This window comes from Leptospira ainlahdjerensis (genome assembly GCF_016919175.1).
Taxonomy (GTDB): Bacteria; Spirochaetota; Leptospiria; order Leptospirales; family Leptospiraceae; genus Leptospira; species Leptospira ainlahdjerensis.
Map to the genome: position 1 here is coordinate 84,393 of NZ_JAFFPU010000075.1, position 17,770 is coordinate 102,162.

At 43.3% G+C, this 17,770-nt stretch carries 16 protein-coding genes and 2 pseudogenes; 10 read left to right on the forward strand and 8 right to left on the reverse strand.

Features of this window, described 5'->3' with window-relative positions; translation table 11 throughout:
* The 3 genes from JWG45_RS19010 to JWG45_RS19020 all read right to left on the reverse strand — a co-directional run bounded on the left by JWG45_RS19010 (position 1) and on the right by JWG45_RS19020 (position 3,322).
* The gene (locus tag JWG45_RS19010) at positions 1–225 is read right to left on the reverse strand and encodes a flagellar FlbD family protein (protein WP_069608486.1); all 225 of its coding nucleotides are present in this window, start codon (positions 223–225) and stop codon (positions 1–3) included.
* Between the two features lie 5 nt (positions 226–230).
* Positions 231–1,331 carry a glycosyltransferase gene (locus JWG45_RS19015; RefSeq protein WP_205281191.1) on the reverse strand — a complete coding sequence of 367 codons (1,101 nt, stop codon included), beginning with the start codon at positions 1,329–1,331 and terminating at the stop codon, positions 231–233.
* A 1,190-nt stretch (positions 1,332–2,521) separates the two neighbouring features.
* A complete protein-coding gene (locus JWG45_RS19020; RefSeq protein ID WP_205281509.1) occupies positions 2,522–3,322 on the reverse strand; it encodes an MlaD family protein in 801 nt (266 codons plus the stop codon).
* Between the two features lie 354 nt (positions 3,323–3,676).
* On the opposite strand from JWG45_RS19020, the gene JWG45_RS19025 reads away from it, so the two are divergent.
* From JWG45_RS19025 to ftsZ, 3 genes are read left to right on the forward strand one after another with little or no spacing between them, the layout of a single operon-like run.
* The gene (locus JWG45_RS19025) at positions 3,677–4,423 is read left to right on the forward strand and encodes a cell division protein FtsQ/DivIB (protein ID WP_205281192.1); all 747 of its coding nucleotides are present in this window, start codon (positions 3,677–3,679) and stop codon (positions 4,421–4,423) included.
* A gap of 1 nt (position 4,424) precedes the next feature.
* Positions 4,425–5,654, forward strand: coding sequence for a cell division protein FtsA (gene ftsA, locus JWG45_RS19030; RefSeq protein ID WP_069608492.1), 1,230 nt, complete (start codon positions 4,425–4,427; stop codon positions 5,652–5,654).
* A 24-nt stretch (positions 5,655–5,678) separates the two neighbouring features.
* Complete coding sequence (ftsZ, locus tag JWG45_RS19035) at positions 5,679–6,881, forward strand: cell division protein FtsZ (protein ID WP_205281193.1); 1,203 nt, start codon at positions 5,679–5,681, stop codon at positions 6,879–6,881.
* Positions 6,882–7,098: 217 nt separating this feature from the next.
* Here the strand turns inward: ftsZ and lep are convergent.
* Both lep and JWG45_RS19045 read right to left on the reverse strand, forming a co-directional pair.
* Positions 7,099–7,481, reverse strand: a pseudogene (gene lep / locus JWG45_RS19040) (LipL41-expression chaperone Lep).
* Entirely contained in the window at positions 7,459–8,526 is a 1,068-nt protein-coding gene (locus JWG45_RS19045) for a lipoprotein LipL41 (RefSeq protein WP_205281510.1), read from the reverse strand. The pseudogene lep and the gene JWG45_RS19045 overlap by 23 nt, the downstream one beginning before the upstream one ends.
* Before the next feature lie 181 nt (positions 8,527–8,707).
* Here JWG45_RS19045 and JWG45_RS19050 point away from each other — a divergent pair, with 181 nt between their 5' ends.
* From JWG45_RS19050 to ispF, 3 genes are all read left to right on the forward strand, one after another.
* Positions 8,708–9,214, forward strand: a complete 507-nt coding sequence (locus JWG45_RS19050) for a hypothetical protein (protein ID WP_205281195.1) — start codon at positions 8,708–8,710, stop codon at positions 9,212–9,214.
* Positions 9,211–10,185, forward strand: coding sequence for a quinolinate synthase NadA (nadA, locus tag JWG45_RS19055; protein WP_205281196.1), 975 nt, complete (start codon positions 9,211–9,213; stop codon positions 10,183–10,185). Before JWG45_RS19050 ends, nadA begins: the two co-directional genes overlap by 4 nt.
* Before the next feature lie 213 nt (positions 10,186–10,398).
* Positions 10,399–10,890 carry a 2-C-methyl-D-erythritol 2,4-cyclodiphosphate synthase gene (gene ispF, locus JWG45_RS19060; protein ID WP_205281197.1) on the forward strand — a complete coding sequence of 164 codons (492 nt, stop codon included), beginning with the start codon at positions 10,399–10,401 and terminating at the stop codon, positions 10,888–10,890.
* A 372-nt stretch (positions 10,891–11,262) separates the two neighbouring features.
* Here ispF and JWG45_RS19065 read toward each other — a convergent pair whose 3' ends face one another.
* The 3 genes from JWG45_RS19065 to JWG45_RS19075 form a co-directional block, all read right to left on the reverse strand.
* Entirely contained in the window at positions 11,263–12,006 is a 744-nt protein-coding gene (locus JWG45_RS19065) for an LIC_13076 family protein (protein ID WP_205281198.1), read from the reverse strand.
* Positions 12,007–12,071: 65 nt separating this feature from the next.
* A complete protein-coding gene (locus JWG45_RS19070; protein WP_205281199.1) occupies positions 12,072–13,103 on the reverse strand; it encodes a glycoside hydrolase xylanase in 1,032 nt (343 codons plus the stop codon).
* Positions 13,104–13,347: 244 nt separating this feature from the next.
* Positions 13,348–13,791 carry a GNAT family N-acetyltransferase gene (locus tag JWG45_RS19075; RefSeq protein WP_205281511.1) on the reverse strand — a complete coding sequence of 148 codons (444 nt, stop codon included), beginning with the start codon at positions 13,789–13,791 and terminating at the stop codon, positions 13,348–13,350.
* 132 nt (positions 13,792–13,923) lie between these two features.
* Between JWG45_RS19075 and JWG45_RS19080 the strand changes: the two genes are divergently transcribed.
* From JWG45_RS19080 to JWG45_RS19095, 4 genes and pseudogenes are all read left to right on the forward strand, one after another.
* Positions 13,924–14,271 (forward strand): DoxX family protein, encoded by a 348-nt coding sequence (locus tag JWG45_RS19080; protein ID WP_205281200.1) that lies wholly within the window; start codon positions 13,924–13,926, stop codon positions 14,269–14,271.
* Positions 14,272–14,475: 204 nt separating this feature from the next.
* Positions 14,476–15,321: pseudogene (locus tag JWG45_RS19085) on the forward strand (tetratricopeptide repeat protein); the annotation flags it as partial.
* A complete protein-coding gene (locus JWG45_RS19090) occupies positions 15,318–16,301 on the forward strand; it encodes a DNA-processing protein DprA (RefSeq protein WP_205281202.1) in 984 nt (327 codons plus the stop codon). The pseudogene JWG45_RS19085 and the gene JWG45_RS19090, both read left to right, overlap by 4 nt.
* Positions 16,258–17,769 (forward strand): HTTM domain-containing protein, encoded by a 1,512-nt coding sequence (locus JWG45_RS19095; protein WP_205281203.1) that lies wholly within the window; start codon positions 16,258–16,260, stop codon positions 17,767–17,769. Before JWG45_RS19090 ends, JWG45_RS19095 begins: the two co-directional genes overlap by 44 nt.
* The last annotated feature ends 1 nt before the right edge of the window (position 17,770 follow it).

Here is a 17,770-nt window from a genome sequence, read left to right on the forward strand (position 1 = left end):
TTATTCCACCCTTTTGAACTGGTCCGGAGAAGATCCCAGAGGAAACACAAGAATCCGTTTCTTATATTCTAAAATTTTTTCGATGACTTCGGGAATGGATTCCTTTACCACAAACTTTCTATCGTTGGAAAGGGTGATCGTCGTATCAGGATTGGCTTCAAGGCACTCGATATGAGATGCGTTGAGCACGAATTCGTCCCCTTTCAGTCTGTGAAGTAGAATCAAAACAATTAGCCCTTTTTCCTCGGAGTTCTCATTCTATTCTCGACCTGCTTTTGGATTTCGATAATGAATTTTTCCTCGGTAAATCGGCTTACGTTCTTCTGAAAGTCGGCGGTTTTCCAGGAAATACGATCGGCTCGATCGATCGCCTCGTTCAAAGACTCTACGCTTTGTTCCTGAAAGAAGATTCCCGTTTTTCCCGAGACCACGGTTTCAAGCGCGCCGCCCTTCCCAAAAGCGATCACCGGAGTTTGATAGGCCTGGGCTTCGACGGGAGCGATTCCGAAATCTTCCATTCCGGGGAAGATAAAAGCTTTTGCCTTTTTGTAATATTCTAATACTTCTTCCCTTTTGAGATGAGGAAGAACTTCGATATTCTTCGGAAGATGAGAAGTCAGCTTTTTAAACTCCTGGCCGCCTCCAATGAGGACGAGCCTCTTTCCATTCTTACGAAACGCTTCGATCGCGAGATCGATCCTTTTGTAAGGCGCGAATGCGGAAACGATGAGATAGAAATCGTCCTTCTTCTCGGAAACAACTTTCCATTTTTCAGGAAGACAAGGTGGGAAGATGACTTTCGATTCTCTACGATAGAATTTTTGGATTCTTCTCGCGACAAACTCTGAATTGGACCAGAAAGAATCCACTCTGGAAGAAGAGGCCGCGTCCCAGGTTCTCAGATAATTGGAGATGAGTTCGAAGGCGAAAAATTTAAGACCTTTACGAGAAGGAAAGTAATCGTAGTAGAGATCCCAAACATAACGCATCGGAGAATGGACGTAGCTAAAATGTACCGAGTCAGGATCGGTGATGACCCCTTTAGCGACACAGTGAGAAGAAGAGATAACGAGATCGTATCCTTTCAGATCCAAGGACTCGATCGCAGTAGGAAAGAGAGGAAGATACCAACGATACTTGGAATCCTTAAAGGGAAGGTTGTTTGTAAAGGCGGTTGTGATCTTTCTTTGTTCGATCCGAGGATTTAATTTTCCCGGAGTGTAGAATAGAGTGAAGAGATCGGCGGAAGGATAAATTTTGAAGAGAGAATCGAGGACCAATTCTCCCCCTCGCATTCCGTTGAGCCAGTCATGGATGATTGCAACTTTCATATTGGTTTCATCGGCAGATTTTGGATTTCTCTGTTGAGAGAAAGTGTGGGAACTCCTCTGTTTATGATGAAGGCGCTCGTTCCAAGGAGATCGCGAAAGTGTGGGAATTCCTCTCCATTTGCGATTCGGTTTTTTAGGAAAGCGCTTATAGAAAAAATTCTAACCTATTCGTAAACTTGTTTTGGAAAGAATGTAGGAACTCCCCTGTTTCTTTGTGATTCTGAAAAGTGCGGGAACTCCCCGTTCGAGGTTTTTCGGTAAAAGCCTGATTCTAAAAAGTAGGAACTCCTTCGTTCGAAGTTCGGTGATCAATGGGAATTCTTGAAAAAGTAGGAACTCCTAACTACAGTCTTAAGATGACACAAAGCCGTTGTCCCGACAAAGAATCGCCTTTCCAGATTTTCCGAGAAATGTCTCAAAATACGACGGGACTTAAGAATTCAGATTTTTCTTTGCCGAACGACCAAGGACAAAATTTTTAAGGACCCGATTGGAGATTCAGATTCTCATCACGCCCGAAAGAAGAATTGGATTCTATTCTAAATTCTTCTGAGAAATTTTTGTAAAAAAGAACCCGCTTCCACCGGACTTGCAAAGAAATGACACCTTCCACAATCTTTTCCTCGGAAAATTTCCGGAGAACACAAACAAGATGATCCAAATCGATCCCATTCTTCTCTGTTTGCAAATATGTGTTGGCTTTCGATAACGTAGTCTTCGTTCGCGGCGACGATCCACTTCTCCACCTTTACGTTGGATTTACCATGAGGAAACTCACCCTATCAAAAAACCGAATCACTTCCACGAAGCTGTTCTTCATTCCGCTATCAGGATTTCTCCCGGGAAAACCCCAGTTTGGGCCTTGAGAAAGATCCTTCTTTAAGGACCTCCAATTTGTTTTCGAATATACTCCGAAAAATCGATCGATCATTTCTGACTTGAGATGTTTGAAAGTAGGAACTCCACTGGATTCAATCAGAATATAGAGATTAGAAAATTCTCAAATTAAAAAACATTTTTCTTTCTCACTTTTGTTTCAAGCATTTGAAATGCAGAAAGGATTGAACTTACCTTTCTTTGAAATGTTCCAGAGCTTGGATCATTAAAAGTAGAGAATGGAGGAGTTCTATCTTTGAAAGACTTGGAAGAAAAAAAGCTTAAGCAAGAATCGTAAGCTTGAAAAAAAATCTTTAGAGTTTTCCGAAATAATAATCGTTTCCAACACTCCCTATGAGAGTTGTTCTTCGATACAAATTGATCGTAAAAGGAGTCGGCGCGGAACGTTCCAATTTGCGATATCCTTCCGAATAACGCCGAGCGTCGTTTCCGAAAATTCTCGCATCCGTAAGAAGTTCCAAAAGATTATCATAGGTTTCCGGGGAATGAATCATCCTTGGAATCGTCCCACGATTGGATTTGAGTTTCTCGGAGATCTCATAGAGGTTTGTAAAAGAAGCGCGAATATCTTCTCGATTCTCACGAATCACTCCCGTCGAAGCAGCGAAAAAATCTTCGAAGTAATCCGCAGAAGGAAGGAAGTCGGGAGCGCGCTGTTCCTCTTCGAGATAAGTAGGCTGGAAGAATGTGGTATCTTCTTTCTCCGAAGAACCCGGATCGATGTCGATCGTTCTTCCGGAAAGAATCGTATTCGTCTGAAACGTAATCTTGTAATTGTCCCAGAGAGTAATCGGTTCCTTGAGACGAATGACGATCTCGATCGCCTTGGTTTGATCCTTGTTTAAGAATCTCTGATCACCCACTTCTTCGATCGGGACGACATCCAGACTTCGAACGATTCCCCTTTCCACCCCGAGAATCCGTACCGGTGCTCCCGGATGAATTCCTTCCAGACGTGGATAATAAATTTTCATCGTATAAGGATAATCGTCTATGGTTCCGGCCTTTTCGACCACGGCCATATACATCCCTAAGGAGAATCCTAAAAAGAAAATGACGCCCGTAAGGACCGCGATGTGTTTTGAGAGATTCATAAACGAATTGGTATATTTATAAGATCGGTATTCAATTCTTTGCTTTCCAAGAAGGAATTCTTTTTTCCGAAAAAATAATGTCCCAAGAAGAATTCTCTCCGCCGAAAAAGCACCGGATTCTAGGACCAAAAATTCTTCCCTTGCAATCAGAGTTCCTTTGTATTCCGGAAGAATGCGGGAACTCCCCTTTTTTTGAGCGCCTCGGAGAAAACGACCGCCTTTCAAATCGAAGGATTCTTCCCAATTGCAAATCCTTCCCAAGATTGCGGGAACTCTCCGTCAAAAACAAGCTGTACTTCAGAAAGAAATTCCCGATATTGGAACCAGAGAAGAAATTTACCTCAAGATCTGGCCATGAGACATAATCTGATTGACTTTCTAAGAGAATTCGTGCAGAAAAGGAGAAACATTCTCCTCTTGGCTCTTCTCATTTGTATTTTGAGCGTTGGGGCGATTCTCGGATTTCGTTTTCAAGGAATTCCCCGAGAACTGAATAAGTTAATCATTACGGGGCACGAAAAGCTCAAAACGGAAGAAATCGTCAGAATGCTTGAAATTCAACCCGGGACCTCCTTTGATACTCTGGACTTGGATCTTCTGGAAAAAAAACTCTCCAGGCATCCGAGAGTGAATTCTGCCCGTATCACAAAAAAGTCGGAAGACCAACTCCTCATAGAACTCACCGAAAGAAAAGCTTCCTTCATCGTCAACTCGGACGGACATCTCTACGAGATCGATTCCGAACACAGAGTTCTTTCGAAAGACGACGTCCGTGAAAAGGATCTCTGTGTTCTTTCCGGAAACTTTCCCGTAAAAAAAGGATTCATCCAAGACGCAAGCTTTCGGGATCTTTATAATTCCGTTGAACAGGCTTTTAGAATGTATCCGGCTCTCAAGCCAAGAATCTCCGAAGTTCTTCTCCAAGAAGACGGAGAAATCTTTTTTTTCGCGGACGAGCCGATTCAATTGAGAATCCAAATCGGAACCCTTCTTCACAAAGACCAAATCCGAAAACTCTACGCAATTTTAGCCTATTTTGAAAAAGATAAAATTCAATCCGAGCTCGTAGATATCAGAGGAGAAGACGCGGTCTATCACTGACATGCTGGAACCAAGAGATAGAATCATCGCCGCTCTGGATCTCGGGACTTCTTTGACAAAAGTAGTCGTGGCCCGACCTATCTCCGAATACGAAGTGGAAATCATCGGAACCGGAGCTTATCCTTCTTCCGGAGTGAAGAATGGATCCATCATCAATATTGAATCCACAACCCGTTCCATCATCGAAGCAGTGAGCGAAGCGGAACTCATGTCCGGACAAGAAATCACTTCGGTTGCGGTCAATATCACAGGGAAGACCGTCAAAGCCGATAACTCTAAAGGAGTCGTCGCAATCACAAACCGCGATCGAACCGTAGCCGAACCGGACGTGGTGCGAGTGATCGAAGCCGCACAGGCGATTCGAGTTCCGGCGGATCAACAGATTCTTCACGTTCTTTCCAAAGAATTTTCCGTCGACGATCAGACGAGCATCCGAGATCCGATCGGAATGACCGGTGTTCGTCTGGAAGCGGAAGTCCATATCGTCACCGCGGGTATAACAGCAATTCATAATTTAGAAAAGTGTATTGAATCTTCTGGACTTCATTGCGAAGTGATGATCCTTTCCAGCCTCGCTTCTTCCGAGGCCGTTTTGACTTCGGGAGAAAAAGATCTCGGAACCGCAGTTCTTGATATCGGCGCGGGGATCTGCGATTTGATCATCTACGTCGACGGAGGAATTTCTTATTCTTCCGTGATTCCTTTCGGTGGAATCAACGTCACGAGCGATATCTCGATCGGACTCAAAACTACATTAGAAACTGCTGAACTTCTCAAAAAAAGATACGGACATACCATTCTTTCCGAAATCGATCCTACGGAAACGATCGAAATTCCGCCGATCAGCGGAAGACCCGCGAGACAGGTTCTCAGAGAAGAATTGGTTGCAATCATAGAACCGCGAATGAGAGAAATCTTCGAGATGGTGGATAAGGAACTCGTAAAGTCCGGTAAAAAAGGACTTCTCGCCGGCGGAGTGATTCTTACGGGAGGAGGAAGTCTTCTCGAAGGAATTGATACTCTCGCAGAAGACGTGTTTCGTCTAACGGCATCCAGAGCGCGACCGGGCGGAATCAGCGGACTCGCAGAAAAAGCCTCTTCACCCGAATTCTCCACCGTGATCGGAATGATCAAATACGCAGATAGAATGACGGACATGGATCAGAAATCCGTGGACCGATCGGAAGGTTGGACGAAAAAAATCAGACGATGGATCGAAGAGAATCTTTGACCGTCCTCCAAAAGGAAAAATACAATGATCCGTTTTGAAGAAGAAACAAAAACAAGCCCGGCAGTTATAAAAGTTTTCGGAGTCGGCGGAGGCGGAATGAACGCCGTCACGCGGATGTCCAACTCCACTCTCAAAGGAGTCGAGTTCGCGATTCTCAACACCGACGAACAGGTGTTACTTCGTTCTCCCGTGGAAAATAAAATCATCTTAGGAACCAAGATCACGCGCGGAATGGGGGCGGGCGGCGATCCCGAACTCGGCTACAAGGCCGCAGAAGAAGATAAGGAAAGAATTCAGTCCGTCGTGAGAGGATCTGATATGGTCTTTATCACCGCGGGAATGGGCGGCGGAACCGGAACAGGCGCGGCTCCGGTGATCGCAAAGATCGCAAAAGAAATGAAATGTCTCGTGGTTGGAGTGGTGACTCTTCCCTTTTCCTTCGAAGGAAGAAGAAGAATGGAACTCGCTCGTAAAGGAATCGAACAACTTCGTTCGCACGTCGATACTCTCATTCTGATCAACAACGATTCTATCTTTCGAGTCGTGGACAAATCGACTCCGATCGATCTCGCCTTTCAGGTGATAGACGATATTCTTCTCAACGCCGTACGAGGAATCAGCGATATCATCAACAACCCCGGTTTGATCAACGTGGATTTTGCGGACGTAAAGACTATCATGCGCGATACGGGCGACGCGGTGATGGGAGTCGGCGAAGGAAGCGGAGAAGGAAAAGTTAAAGAGGCAGTGGAATTTGCGATCAACAATTCGCTGTTAGACTCTTCTTCGATCGCGGGAGCTTCTTCGCTTCTCATCAACGTTTCCGGCGGAAAGGATCTTACGATCTCCGATTGGAACGAAGTTTCGGGAATCATCACTTCTCAAGTGGATCCGAATGCGAATATCATCATCGGCCTTCACGAAGACGAAAGCCTAGCGAACAAAATCCGGGTCACTGTGATCGCAACCGGCTTTAGCAAGCGTAATCCTTCCGGAAAACTGATTCAAAATCAGGATCTCAGTACAAGAGTTCAGGAGAACTACGGTTTTCAGAGAAAGGCTGTGGGAATGGAATCTCCGAATGAGAGAAAGGAGTTCCTACAGGAAGATTCAGGAGAAACGGTCCGTGCGACTCCGGGTTCCCTTCGACTTCGTTCTTCCAACGTTCCGAAGTCGGAAGACTACGATATACCAGCCTATCTTCGAAGAAACAATTCACCGAACTGAGAAGTTTTTATGGGAGTTCCTACTTTTGTAGGATTCTTTCGATGGGTTCTTTTCGTTAGAAGTTCGGTCATCGAGAATAAAAACGGCCCGAAAAGAATTGGGCCGTTTTTATTTTAAAAGATTTGTTTTTCTTATTCGAAACGGATCGGACTTTCAACGGGTTTTCGACTTTTTTGAAAAGTGTTCCGTTGTCGTTTTAAGTAAAAAGCGGGAGTTCCTACTTTTCCTCTTCCTTCCCAAATTGTTTGCATTCTTTCAAATCTAAAAACTTTTCCTTTCCAAGTTCACACTGAACCTGTTTCAAAGTTTTGTCCGACATACAACGCAAAACAATGGCTCTCGACATATCCGGTTGAAGAATCTGCTTCAACATCAGCTGTCGCATTCCCGTGGGAATTTCCGTTTCGGAAGCTTGAGCAATCAACTTCACATTGTGCATTTGATTTTCGACACATTCTTCTTCGGTCGGGATTTTTCTGCAGTCCCCGAAAAAGAGAAAACAAAATGAGAATATAGAAATAAGAAAAGCGGACTTGCGCCCGCTTTTCCTGCAATCAATCGACTTCAAAGGAATCGATTACTTTGCGTTGCTTTCGTCAACCGCGAAAGTAGCTTCTACTCTCTTTCTAAGTTCTCTCAGGTAGCTTTTTTTAGCTCCGTTGATCTTCATAGCTTCTTCATAGAGTTTGATCGATTTTTCGAAATCGCCGGTTGAGAAGTAATAAGTTCCGAGGTTTGCTTTCGCTCCCCAAGACTGACCCTTCGCTTTTTTATCGGCCTTTTCCCAAGCTTCTTTTGCTTTTTTGAAACTTGGAGTTTCACCTTGGATTTCTTCGTAACCTTCAGTAAGAAGTTCTTTTACTTCTTCATCTTCATCTTTTACGAAAATTTCGATTTTTTCAGTTTTTACGATTGGAGAAAGTCTGCTCTTGATGTAACCGGCAGCTTCGTCCAGACCTTGTCCGAAAGAATCCAAAATGGAAGGACATTCTAAGTTTCCGACGCTGTTGAAGATTTTTGCAGGATTAGAAACAACCGCTTTTTTCACTTCTCCAGTATCCACTTTGATCAGAGTTGCATCGAGAGGAATCAACATGTAACGAACACCTGTCGGTTTAGAAACAGGATCATTTCCAGTGTTCACGTCTTTTCCGGTAGCCATAGAAGCCGCGAAACCGGCAACTTTCATTCCCGCCGCAACCATATCGATTTTGTTTTCGCTACCACACTCAGTGTAAGGTTTTTGATATCCAATGTAAAGAATCGCTTCCGCACCGAGAAGATTTCCGATCTTTGCTCTGGATTTAGTAATCCCAGTAAGAGAAAGAGTCGCTTCGTTGAGAACGTCCGCACGTTTGCTGAGGTCGATCAGTTTGTAATAAGATTCTTTGTCGAATGCTTCGAAAACTTTCGCTGGCATTTGATCGATAAAGCTGGAACCTTCTCCGAAGATCGCTTCCCAAAGGCTTTTCTTTGGAGGTTCAACTGCTAATCCTACGTTACGAATCGTGCCGAGGAATTTCTGAAGGGCACGGCCCTCTTTATCTTTCGGGAATACCGGATATTCTACATCGACTGTGTCTGCGCAATTTCCTAAGAACATAAGGAGAACTAACACAGAAATTAGAGAAGATAATTTTCTCATGGAAAGTAATACCAATCCTGTTTGATTTTGGGGATAAGGTCTCATTTAAAACTCGAAATAAATCGTGTCAATATATTTTAGAATGAAGGTTTGCAATTTGAATCCGAGCCGATTCTCATCCTATTTTTTTGATTGTAGCAAGACTTCTCTTAAGGGAAATTGAAAGGAAACGGGTTTTGCTGTGCACAAACGATCCATTTTGATTCTACTTATTATCTTCTCAGCGATCGGATGTTTTGCATCGAAGAAAGAATCCGACGCAAAAGATCAACAACTTATAAGCTGGATCCTCGCTTCCGGTTCCGATCCCTCCTGCGTTGATTACTATACTCAAGGGAATCTTTGTCTCAAAACTCCCGTAGCCACCGGTGAAAAATGCACAGAAACGGAGTTGAATCGATTTCAGAACGGAATCCAACCCGCCGGCCTACAGAACAGAAATACCCTGGGAGAGCTGCTTCGCTGCTGGAGTAAGTGCAATTCTACATTCTATCTGAATTACGTTTCCTCAAACGGATCTTGTGCCTTCGAGACGGAGAAAGATTTTGAAAACGCAAAACGATCCGGTTCCTCGAACAGCGGGAATCTTTGGAGACAATGCCAGTCTAATTGTAACACGGGTGTTGATCCCGCTTTTCCAAGGCTAAAAGGAATTTCTACTACCACAACGTATTGGCCCTATCTATGAAAACCCTCGACGAAATCACAAGAGCGCTCAAGAGCACCTATATGGATCACGAAGTGGAAGAAAAACTTCCTCTGATCCAGGAGATTCAGAAATTAAAAAAAGAGAAGAATGCGGTTCTTCTCGGACACAACTACATGACTCCGGACGTTTTTCATGGGGTTTCCGATATCACCGGAGATTCTCTCTATCTGAGTAAGGTGGCCGCAGATACCACGGCTGAAATCATTCTTTTTAACGGCGTCCACTTTATGGCGGAGACCGCAAAACTTATGTCCCCGCAAAAAAAAGTTCTCATCGCGGATCTCAAAGCTGGTTGTTCTCTCGCGGAAAGTATTACAAGACAAGACGTAGTGGATCTTAAGAAAAAATATCCCGGAGTTCCAGTGGTCACTTACGTAAACTGCACGGCGGACGTAAAAGCAGAGACCGATATCTGTTGCACATCGGCGAACGCATTACAGGTTGTGGAATCTCTCGAAAGTGATACCGTCATTTTTTTACCGGATCAATATTTGGCGGCGAACGTTCAGAATCTTACGAAGAAAAAAATCATCACACATCCCGGAAGTTGTATGGTTCACGAGATGTATTCCGCGGAGGATATCGAACTTACGAGAAGACAGTTTCCCGGAGTTACCGTCATCTCTCATCCGGAATGTAAGACGGAAGTCGTGGATCATTCCGATTATTCGGGTTCCACTTCTCAGATGAGCGAATTCATTCGTAAATCCGGTGCGGAGAATATCTTTCTGATTACGGAATGTTCCATGGGAGACAATCTTCGTTCCGAGTTTCCGGAGAAACATTTTGTTTCCACTTGCCAGGTTTGTCCTCACATGAAAAGAATCACTTTGGAAAAAATCAGGGACGCGCTTCTCTTTGATCAGTTTGAGATTCATCTGGATCCGGAAGTCATCGAGAAAGGAAGAATGTCCGTTCAGAGAATGTTGGATCTTTCTTTTAAAAAGTAGGAGCTCATACTTTGTTCTCAAAAACAAGGCTGCTAAGTGAAAGTTCTAAAAAGTAGGAACTCATACTTTCTAAGGGCGCCGATTCTTCAAGGAATTGATTTGTCGGAACAAATATCAAGCCCGGTAAAAAACATTGACTTTTTTAAAAACAGCACCGTTGAAAAATCAAAAATTCTACACTGATAGAAAGAATTATTATTTAGGAATATAGGAATGTATCGAATCGGAAACGGAATCGACTTTCACAAACTGGAAATCAATTCGGAACGTCCACTCGTTTTGGGAGGAATCGAATGTGAATCGGAATTCGCTCTCGTGGGGCACTCGGACGCAGACATCATTCTTCATGCGATATCCGACGCGATCTTGGGAGCCCTGGCCCTCGGCGATATCGGACAACATTTTCCGGACACCGATCCAAAACTAAAAAATATCGATAGTAAGATCATTCTTTTAAAGTGTTTGGAGCTGATGAGAGAAAGAAATTTCGAACTTGTCAACGTAGACTGTACGGTGATCGGAGAAAGACCAAAGATCGCCCCTCTCAAAGAAAGAATTACAAAATCCTTAAGTGAACTCTTGTCTCTACCCTTGGATTGTGTTTCCGTAAAAGCCACGACTACCGAAAAGATGGGCGCTCTTGGAAGACAGGAAGGAATCGGGACTTTCTGTACGATTCTTCTGAGCAAGAATTCAAAGATTTGATTCGGATTCTTATTGAGATTTTTTCCGAAAACCAAAAAGAAATTTTTTAAGAGCTCCCGCAAAACCCAACATCTCGTGATCTAACCTTTTCGAGAGATTATTTCGTCGATTAAAAACGGAGGAGTTCCCACAACTTCCTGTTTTTTTTTTTTTGGGGGGGGGGGGGAGTTCTGATTCTGTGTCTGAAACGACCAACGATTTGTTCTTGGTTAGATAAACGTATTTACGAGAACGATTCTTATACCCGGACGTAGGTCTGCAAATACGAAATCAAAGGAGAAACATCGATTCTTTTGCGATTCGAACACGAATTCTTACACCGCCTTAAATACAAGAAAAGAGGAATGGTCCATTGCTCAAAAGTAGGAACTCTTACTTTTTTAAAGAATCTTCAAAGGCAATTTTAGAAATATCAGCTTTCAAAAAAATTTTCTTTTCTCGGATCGTTTTTGGAACCCGCATATCAATCTTGTGTAGATTCGCTTTTTGAATGGAAATTTTTTTTCCTTCCAGACTCTCCATCAAAACTTCTTTGTCGTCTTGACCGATCTGCCTTCCGTCGATGCTGGAACCGTCTCGCAAAATCGCACGATCCGTAAAGCCGCCGTTAGGATCGGGGAACACGGCCTCGACGTCGATGGAGCTCTCATCAAACGCAAGAATTTTCACTTGGGACAAGGACTCTCCGGATTTCAGATATAAGGAAACTTTTCCGGATGCGGCCAGTTGATAAAGAGTCTGATCCACGGATTGTTTTTCCGGATTCCAACTATTTGCAAATAAATTCTCGTCACAAAATTCTATTGTCCTCGTTCTTCTTACGAGAGTGATCGCCCAACCTCCGATTAGAGTAACCGCATAGTCTTTCCAATTCGTGACCTCCGTGACTCTCAAAGTCTGACCCGCGGGAAGATTGGGTTCGGATTTACGAAACACGGGAACCAAACCGAATAAAAAAGAATAAAGAGGTTCTACGGAAGCAATCTTGCAAGTTGCGTCCGCTGAAGCCAAAATCGTTCTATGACTTTTATCCTCGCTCAATCTCTGATCGATCTTACAATCAGAGAGAAGAACAAAAAAGTAGAATGGGAATAGAATATAGAGTTTAACTTTCATTTAAAACGACGACCTTGTATAAAAAATAATACTTTGTTTTCCGAAACCGATTTAATCCCAAAAGATTAAGAAGCGAGATTATACATACAACGTATCGCCTTTCCTTTGCTGCTTTTCGTATGTGTTGTGGTCCTGCTTACGCCGCCGAATTGAATCACTTGCATCGTTGCGGTCGTACATCCGCTCGGAGTAAACGTCCAATAGTAACCGTTCACGGTTTGCGGAAATAATTCTACGTTGATCGTAGACCCGGTATTGCCGGAGCACTGGTCTCCGGTTCCACACAAGGGCCCTTTCGAATAAGGACTACAAGAAGTCAAAAGGTTCATATCGTCGAAAGAACCCGGACGCATTACGCTTGGGGGTATATTAGGAGGTGATAAAGTAGTTTGCATCTCATGACAGGCATTTTGAAATGCTGGCTTCCCGTAAGCGTCACAGGCGCCGTCGTCGGTATCACAAAACGCGATCTCAGTGTTAGCTCCGTAATTGTCCTCCGCACTTCCTTTCCCCTGACAGTCGTTAAAGCCTGGTCTCCAGATTTGACCGTAAGAACACTTCGTCCAAAGCAACATTCCTAAGAGAACCGTTCCATTCAAACGATCTCCAGGTAACGCCTGTTTTACGGTAACCGTATAATTTTGAACGGCCCCTTTTTCATCCGTAAACTTGTAGATCACGGGGTTCGTAAAGTCCTGCACCGATATACCGGAAGTTTGTTTTACCCCATCCACTTCCAGAGAAGAATTTTCCGGAATTCGAAACGTGGGTTTTAGAGTTGTTACACTAGCTCCATTCGGAACAGCCACCGTAACCGTAGAATTCGGTTGTGCTTCCGTGATTCCTCCGGCGCAAATCCCCGCCCCGCAATAGTTCGAAAAAGAAGAAGAAAAATCGAACGCAAATCCTTGAATTCCATCGGCGTTCGGTTTTACCACGGAGGCCAAAGCCACGAATTGTTGTTCTGTACAATCAGGACAGTTTTCCTTGGTAGGAAAAATCGACTCGGTGACAAATTGAGAAAGAGGATTTAAAAAACAGTTTGTAGAAAGGCTACTCACCAAAATCAAAAGGAGTATGCAAATAAATCTTTTCATATTATAACTTTCCAATAGAAAGCAGTGTAACCCAGAAATCAGATCTTGCATCCAAATTTCAAAAAGAAGAACGGAAAGTGTATAAAAAAGTGATTTTATTCCCCAGAACCGGCTTTCTATTCCATAAAAATTGCCGTTTGAGAAAAACCATCTCACTCATTCGAGTAGTATTCGACTCTTTATTCAATGGACTCTGGTCGCTTAACAGAAACGTCAAACCGAAGTGGACGAAAGTTTCTTTTGACTAAGGAATGTCGAAACTAAAATTCTCCAGATCATCGACGGGAGTTTTTTTGAAAATGAGCGCGTCCGAACCGTCGCTATAGTAGTGTTTTCTTATATGAATTCTTTGAAATCCGCAGGAATTATAAAGACCGATCGCGGGAAGATTATTCGAACTGACCTCTAAGAAAAAAGTTTTGTCTTTCTGAGAATCGAGCAGGAATTCCAACATTTGTTTGGCTTTTCCTTCTCTTCTTTGGGAGGAATCGACTGCGACTTTATAAATTTCGATTTCATCTCCAACGAGTTTGTAGAGCACATAACCAAGATCCTTAACGCCGATCCCTTCCGATTCCACAAAGTGGGAAAGAATCATGGCTTCGGTCCAGGCTTGAGTTCCAAAACAGGAGCTTTCAAGTGGGAAGAGCCAGTTCAAATCCGATTTATCGAGCTTTTTTACTTCCAAAAGATTGAAACCCTTTTTGATTTTACAGTCAAATTCTGATTGCAGCAGTCCAATGTTCAATCAAGATTCAGCACCGATCATATTCGAGAAGATTGAATTCTTCTTAGGGATCTTAAGAATTAAGGAGTTCGTATGAAAAAAATAGGTAAGATCGTATACGCGGTTCCCTTTGCGATTTTCGGATTGTTTCACTTCCTTTCCGCTCCGGCTATGTCCGGGATGGTTCCGTCTTACATTCCCTTTCCGGTAATTTGGGTTTACCTCATCGGCTTGGCCTTGCTCGCGGCTTCCGTTTCCATTATTACCGGAATCAAAACTCATCTCGCGACGATCCTTCTTGCGGTTCTTCTCGGAATTTTTATCGTTTTGGTCCATCTTCCGGGGGCGGCGGCCGGAAATCAAATGTCCACGGTTTCCTTTCTCAAAGACCTTTCTTTGTTAGGTGCGGCTCTTTTGATCGCCGGTTCCACAAAAGACTAAGTCCTTTTTTTAAAAAAAGCGGGGTTTTTCCTCCGCTTTTTTTCATTTTCCTTTCAAAACCCCCTTCCCCCCTTTCGATCCGAGAACCGTAACAATTAGGGAGATGAGATTTTTTCCGTTAGCCGATAGTTACTAAGGAAGACTCACCCGTTGCGAGGAAGTTTCATGTCACAAAAAATTCTACGCTCTCTTATCGTTTTTACGGTTCTCTTTATTGTTTCCTGCGAAAGATCCAAGAACTTCGGATTTCAGAATCGGGGAGATCGACCTCCCACCGTAGAAGATCTGGAAGCTTGGAAAGAAAGACTAGCCCTAAACGAAGCCGAAATCATAGAACTGGAAAAAAAAATCTCAGCGATGGCCCAAAAGACTCGATCCGCCGGCGCCTTGAGCTGGAAGATCGCACAAGGTTATATGAAAATCGGCGATTACGATATGGGAGTAAAATACTATAACCGCGCTCTCAAAGAAAACAACGAAGGAAAAAAAGTCGAAATCGTAGGAGCTGAACTTCATTTTTTCGAACCTGCAATCCCGTATTTTGAAAAAGCGCTTCTTCTCAAGCCGATCGACCAACAGCTGTTATACGAGACCGCTCTTGCTTACGCGAACGCTTCCAAAGACAGAGGCTGGGAAACCACAAGAAGACAGATTGCAATCGATCTTTTTACCCATCTTGCGATCCAGGATCCGAGGGATTCTCGATTTCCATTTCAATTGGCTCTGATCTACTTCGATTCTTCCATGCCGGATTCTTCTTGGGAAGGAGTTTCAGCCGGTTTTCACGATCAGGACAAGGCGTTAAGAATTTTGGACGATATTCTAAAAAAGGAATTTAGGAACGTCCCCGCTCGTTTTGCAAAGGCCAATTTTTTATACAGACTCGGAAAAACCGAAGACGCAAAGGAAGAATATCTTAAAATCAAAAAGACGATCGAAGAATTAAACGACGCCGGTTTGGTTCGAGAAGGTCTGAATAAAAACGATTCTTATCAGAACGTTCTTCAAAATTTAAAAAAAATCTCCGAAAGCTCCTCGAAGGAAGAATGAATCTTTTAGTTCTCGCGGATCCCAAGGTCTCGCAATTTTGCATTCGCACAAGAATATTCAAAAAATGGAATTCTTGGGAGGAAGCTCAAGTCAATCTACGTTCTTCCCTTCCGGAATCCATTTTGCGGAACGCGGAATCTTTTTCCAAAAGAATTTCGGAAGAACTTCAAGACCTGAGATTCTCGATCCTTTCCATCTTCGACGAGGAATATCCTCCGCTCTTAAAAGAAATCTTCGACCCTCCTCTGATCCTTTTTGCAAAAGGAAATCGAAAGATTCTTCTTGAGAATTTTGTGGCCGTCGTGGGAACGAGAGAACCTTCTCCGATTTCCTCCTTTGCCGCGACTTTACTTCCTTCGTTTTTCAAAACTCAGAAAGTTTCCGGAATCGTTTCCGGTTTTGCAAAAGGAATCGACGCAGTCGCCATGTATTCCGCACTTGAAGACGACCTCGCCGTGATCGGCGTGATGGGAACCGGACCGGAAACCGAATATCCGAACGAAAATAGAAAATTGTATCGGAGCATGAAAGAATCGAATCGAGCTTTGATCCTTACGGAATATCCTCCCGGTCATGTCCCATTAAAATATTCTTTTCCAAAACGAAATCGAATCATTACGGGAATTTGCTCTTCGGTTTTTATCTTAGAAGCTCCCGAAAAATCGGGAGCCGTCTCCTCCGCGCACAACGCACTCGAACAGGATCGTCAGATCTTTATCTTCTCCCATCCGAGCCAAACTCGAAATCAAGGAGGAGAACTTTTAATCCGAGAAGGAGCCGACGTTTTGGATTTGAACACCATCTCTTTGGGAATGGAGGAAGTCTTTCATACAAACGAGCTTTTGCCCGATTCTCAATCGGCGATCCCGGGAATGCTTGCAGAACTTACAAAGAAACGTTTTTCTGGCGAGTGGAAACCTATCGGATCCGGATACTATGCGAGAAAAACGAATTCCCAATCTTTATTCCCGGGCCTTTGACCCCGTTCCGGCTTGGTCTCTCGGATTTTACAGAATTGTATTCGGTTTATTGCTTTTTATATTAGCATTTCGTTATTTTTCAAATGGATGGATCTCCAAATACTTCTTAGACCCCGCGTTCCACTTTAAATTCTACGGACTTTCCTGGGTGGGTGTCCTTCCCTCTTGGATTTTATATCCTCTCTTTGTTTCTCTTCTTTTTTTCGCGATCTTTATCTCTTTGGGGATTTTTTACAGAATTTCGATCCTGTGTTTTTTCGTCATCTTCGGTTATGTCAACCTTTTGGAAGTCGCTGTTTATCTCAATCATTACTACCTCATTTGCTTGATTCTATTTTTATTGGTCTGGATTCCGGCGGACCGAGCCCTCAACATATTTCATATTTTTAGAATATTCAAAAACAGAGCGATTCAAGAGATAGAACCGATTCCAGCTTGGAATTTATATATTCTGCGTTTTCAAATAGGAGTCGTCTATTTTTTCGGAGGAATCGGAAAACTCGTGCCGGACTGGTTAATAGACGCACAGCCGGTGCGGATCTGGCTCTTGCGTAATTCCGATATTCCCGTTTTCGGTTCCACACTTTCGATGCCGGCTACGGGTTACCTTTTTAGTTACGTCGGCCTGATTTTCGATCTTACGGTTCCATTCTTGCTTTTAAATAGAAAAACAAGGGCCCTGGGATATTCTTTAGTTCTAATATTCCATTTTTTGACTTGGAAATTGTTTCCGATCGGAATGTTTCCTTGGGTGATGATTCTAAACGCCACCCTATTCTTTTCCCCCAGTTGGCCCCTGGATCTGTTTCGATTTCTTAAATCCAGAAGTATGCTTCCAAATCGAGAAAACATTCTTCTTTTTTTATGGACCCGTTTTCCGATTCATTTTAGAATATCCGTTTTTGCTTTTATAGAAAGGTCCTTAAGCTTCTTGGAAAAGAAATCCTTACAATCGGAGAATTTTCTTTTTTCAACAGGATCGAGTTTGAGAAAAAAATTCAGTTTGATTTTATCAGATCGTTCCTTTCGTTATTTCTGGATTTTTTATATTCTTCTTCAGATTCTTTTTCCGCTCAGGCATTTTTTATATCCCGGGTATCATCTCTGGACAGAACAAGGATTTAGATTCTCCTGGCAGATCATGCTCGTTCAAAAAAACGGGATCGCCTCCTTTCGTGTAGTCAATCAACAGACCGGTGAAACCACGGTAATACTTCCGGAATCTCATCTCAACGAAATCCAAAGGATTATGATGAGTTATCAACCAGATTTGATTCTTCAATTTGCGCACTGGATCGGAGAAATCGAAAAGGTGAAAACGGGCCAGGACGTTTCCGTCTACGCGGATGTGATGGTTTCTTTAAACGGGAGAAAAAGTCAGGTTTTGATCGATCCGGAAAGAGACCTCATGAAAGTTACGAACTCTCTCTTAAACAAGGAATGGGTTCTTTCCGGCGATGAAGACTAAC

Bases quoted from the DNA above. Each gene is read 5' to 3' on its own strand.
- JWG45_RS19015 (WP_205281191.1), bottom strand. From the start codon at position 1,331: ATGAAAGTTGCAATCATCCATGACTGGCTCAACGGAATGCGAGGGGGA.
- JWG45_RS19020 (WP_205281509.1), bottom strand. From the start codon at position 3,322: ATGAATCTCTCAAAACACATCGCGGTCCTTACGGGCGTCATTTTCTTT.
- JWG45_RS19025 (WP_205281192.1), top strand. From the start codon at position 3,677: ATGAGACATAATCTGATTGACTTTCTAAGAGAATTCGTGCAGAAAAGG.
- ftsA (WP_069608492.1), top strand. From the start codon at position 4,425: ATGCTGGAACCAAGAGATAGAATCATCGCCGCTCTGGATCTCGGGACT.
- ftsZ (WP_205281193.1), top strand. From the start codon at position 5,679: ATGATCCGTTTTGAAGAAGAAACAAAAACAAGCCCGGCAGTTATAAAA.
- JWG45_RS19045 (WP_205281510.1), bottom strand. From the start codon at position 8,526: ATGAGAAAATTATCTTCTCTAATTTCTGTGTTAGTTCTCCTTATGTTC.
- nadA (WP_205281196.1), top strand. From the start codon at position 9,211: ATGAAAACCCTCGACGAAATCACAAGAGCGCTCAAGAGCACCTATATG.
- ispF (WP_205281197.1), top strand. From the start codon at position 10,399: ATGTATCGAATCGGAAACGGAATCGACTTTCACAAACTGGAAATCAAT.
- JWG45_RS19065 (WP_205281198.1), bottom strand. From the start codon at position 12,006: ATGAAAGTTAAACTCTATATTCTATTCCCATTCTACTTTTTTGTTCTT.
- JWG45_RS19070 (WP_205281199.1), bottom strand. From the start codon at position 13,103: ATGAAAAGATTTATTTGCATACTCCTTTTGATTTTGGTGAGTAGCCTT.
- JWG45_RS19080 (WP_205281200.1), top strand. From the start codon at position 13,924: ATGAAAAAAATAGGTAAGATCGTATACGCGGTTCCCTTTGCGATTTTC.
- JWG45_RS19090 (WP_205281202.1), top strand. From the start codon at position 15,318: ATGAATCTTTTAGTTCTCGCGGATCCCAAGGTCTCGCAATTTTGCATT.
- JWG45_RS19095 (WP_205281203.1), top strand. From the start codon at position 16,258: ATGCGAGAAAAACGAATTCCCAATCTTTATTCCCGGGCCTTTGACCCC.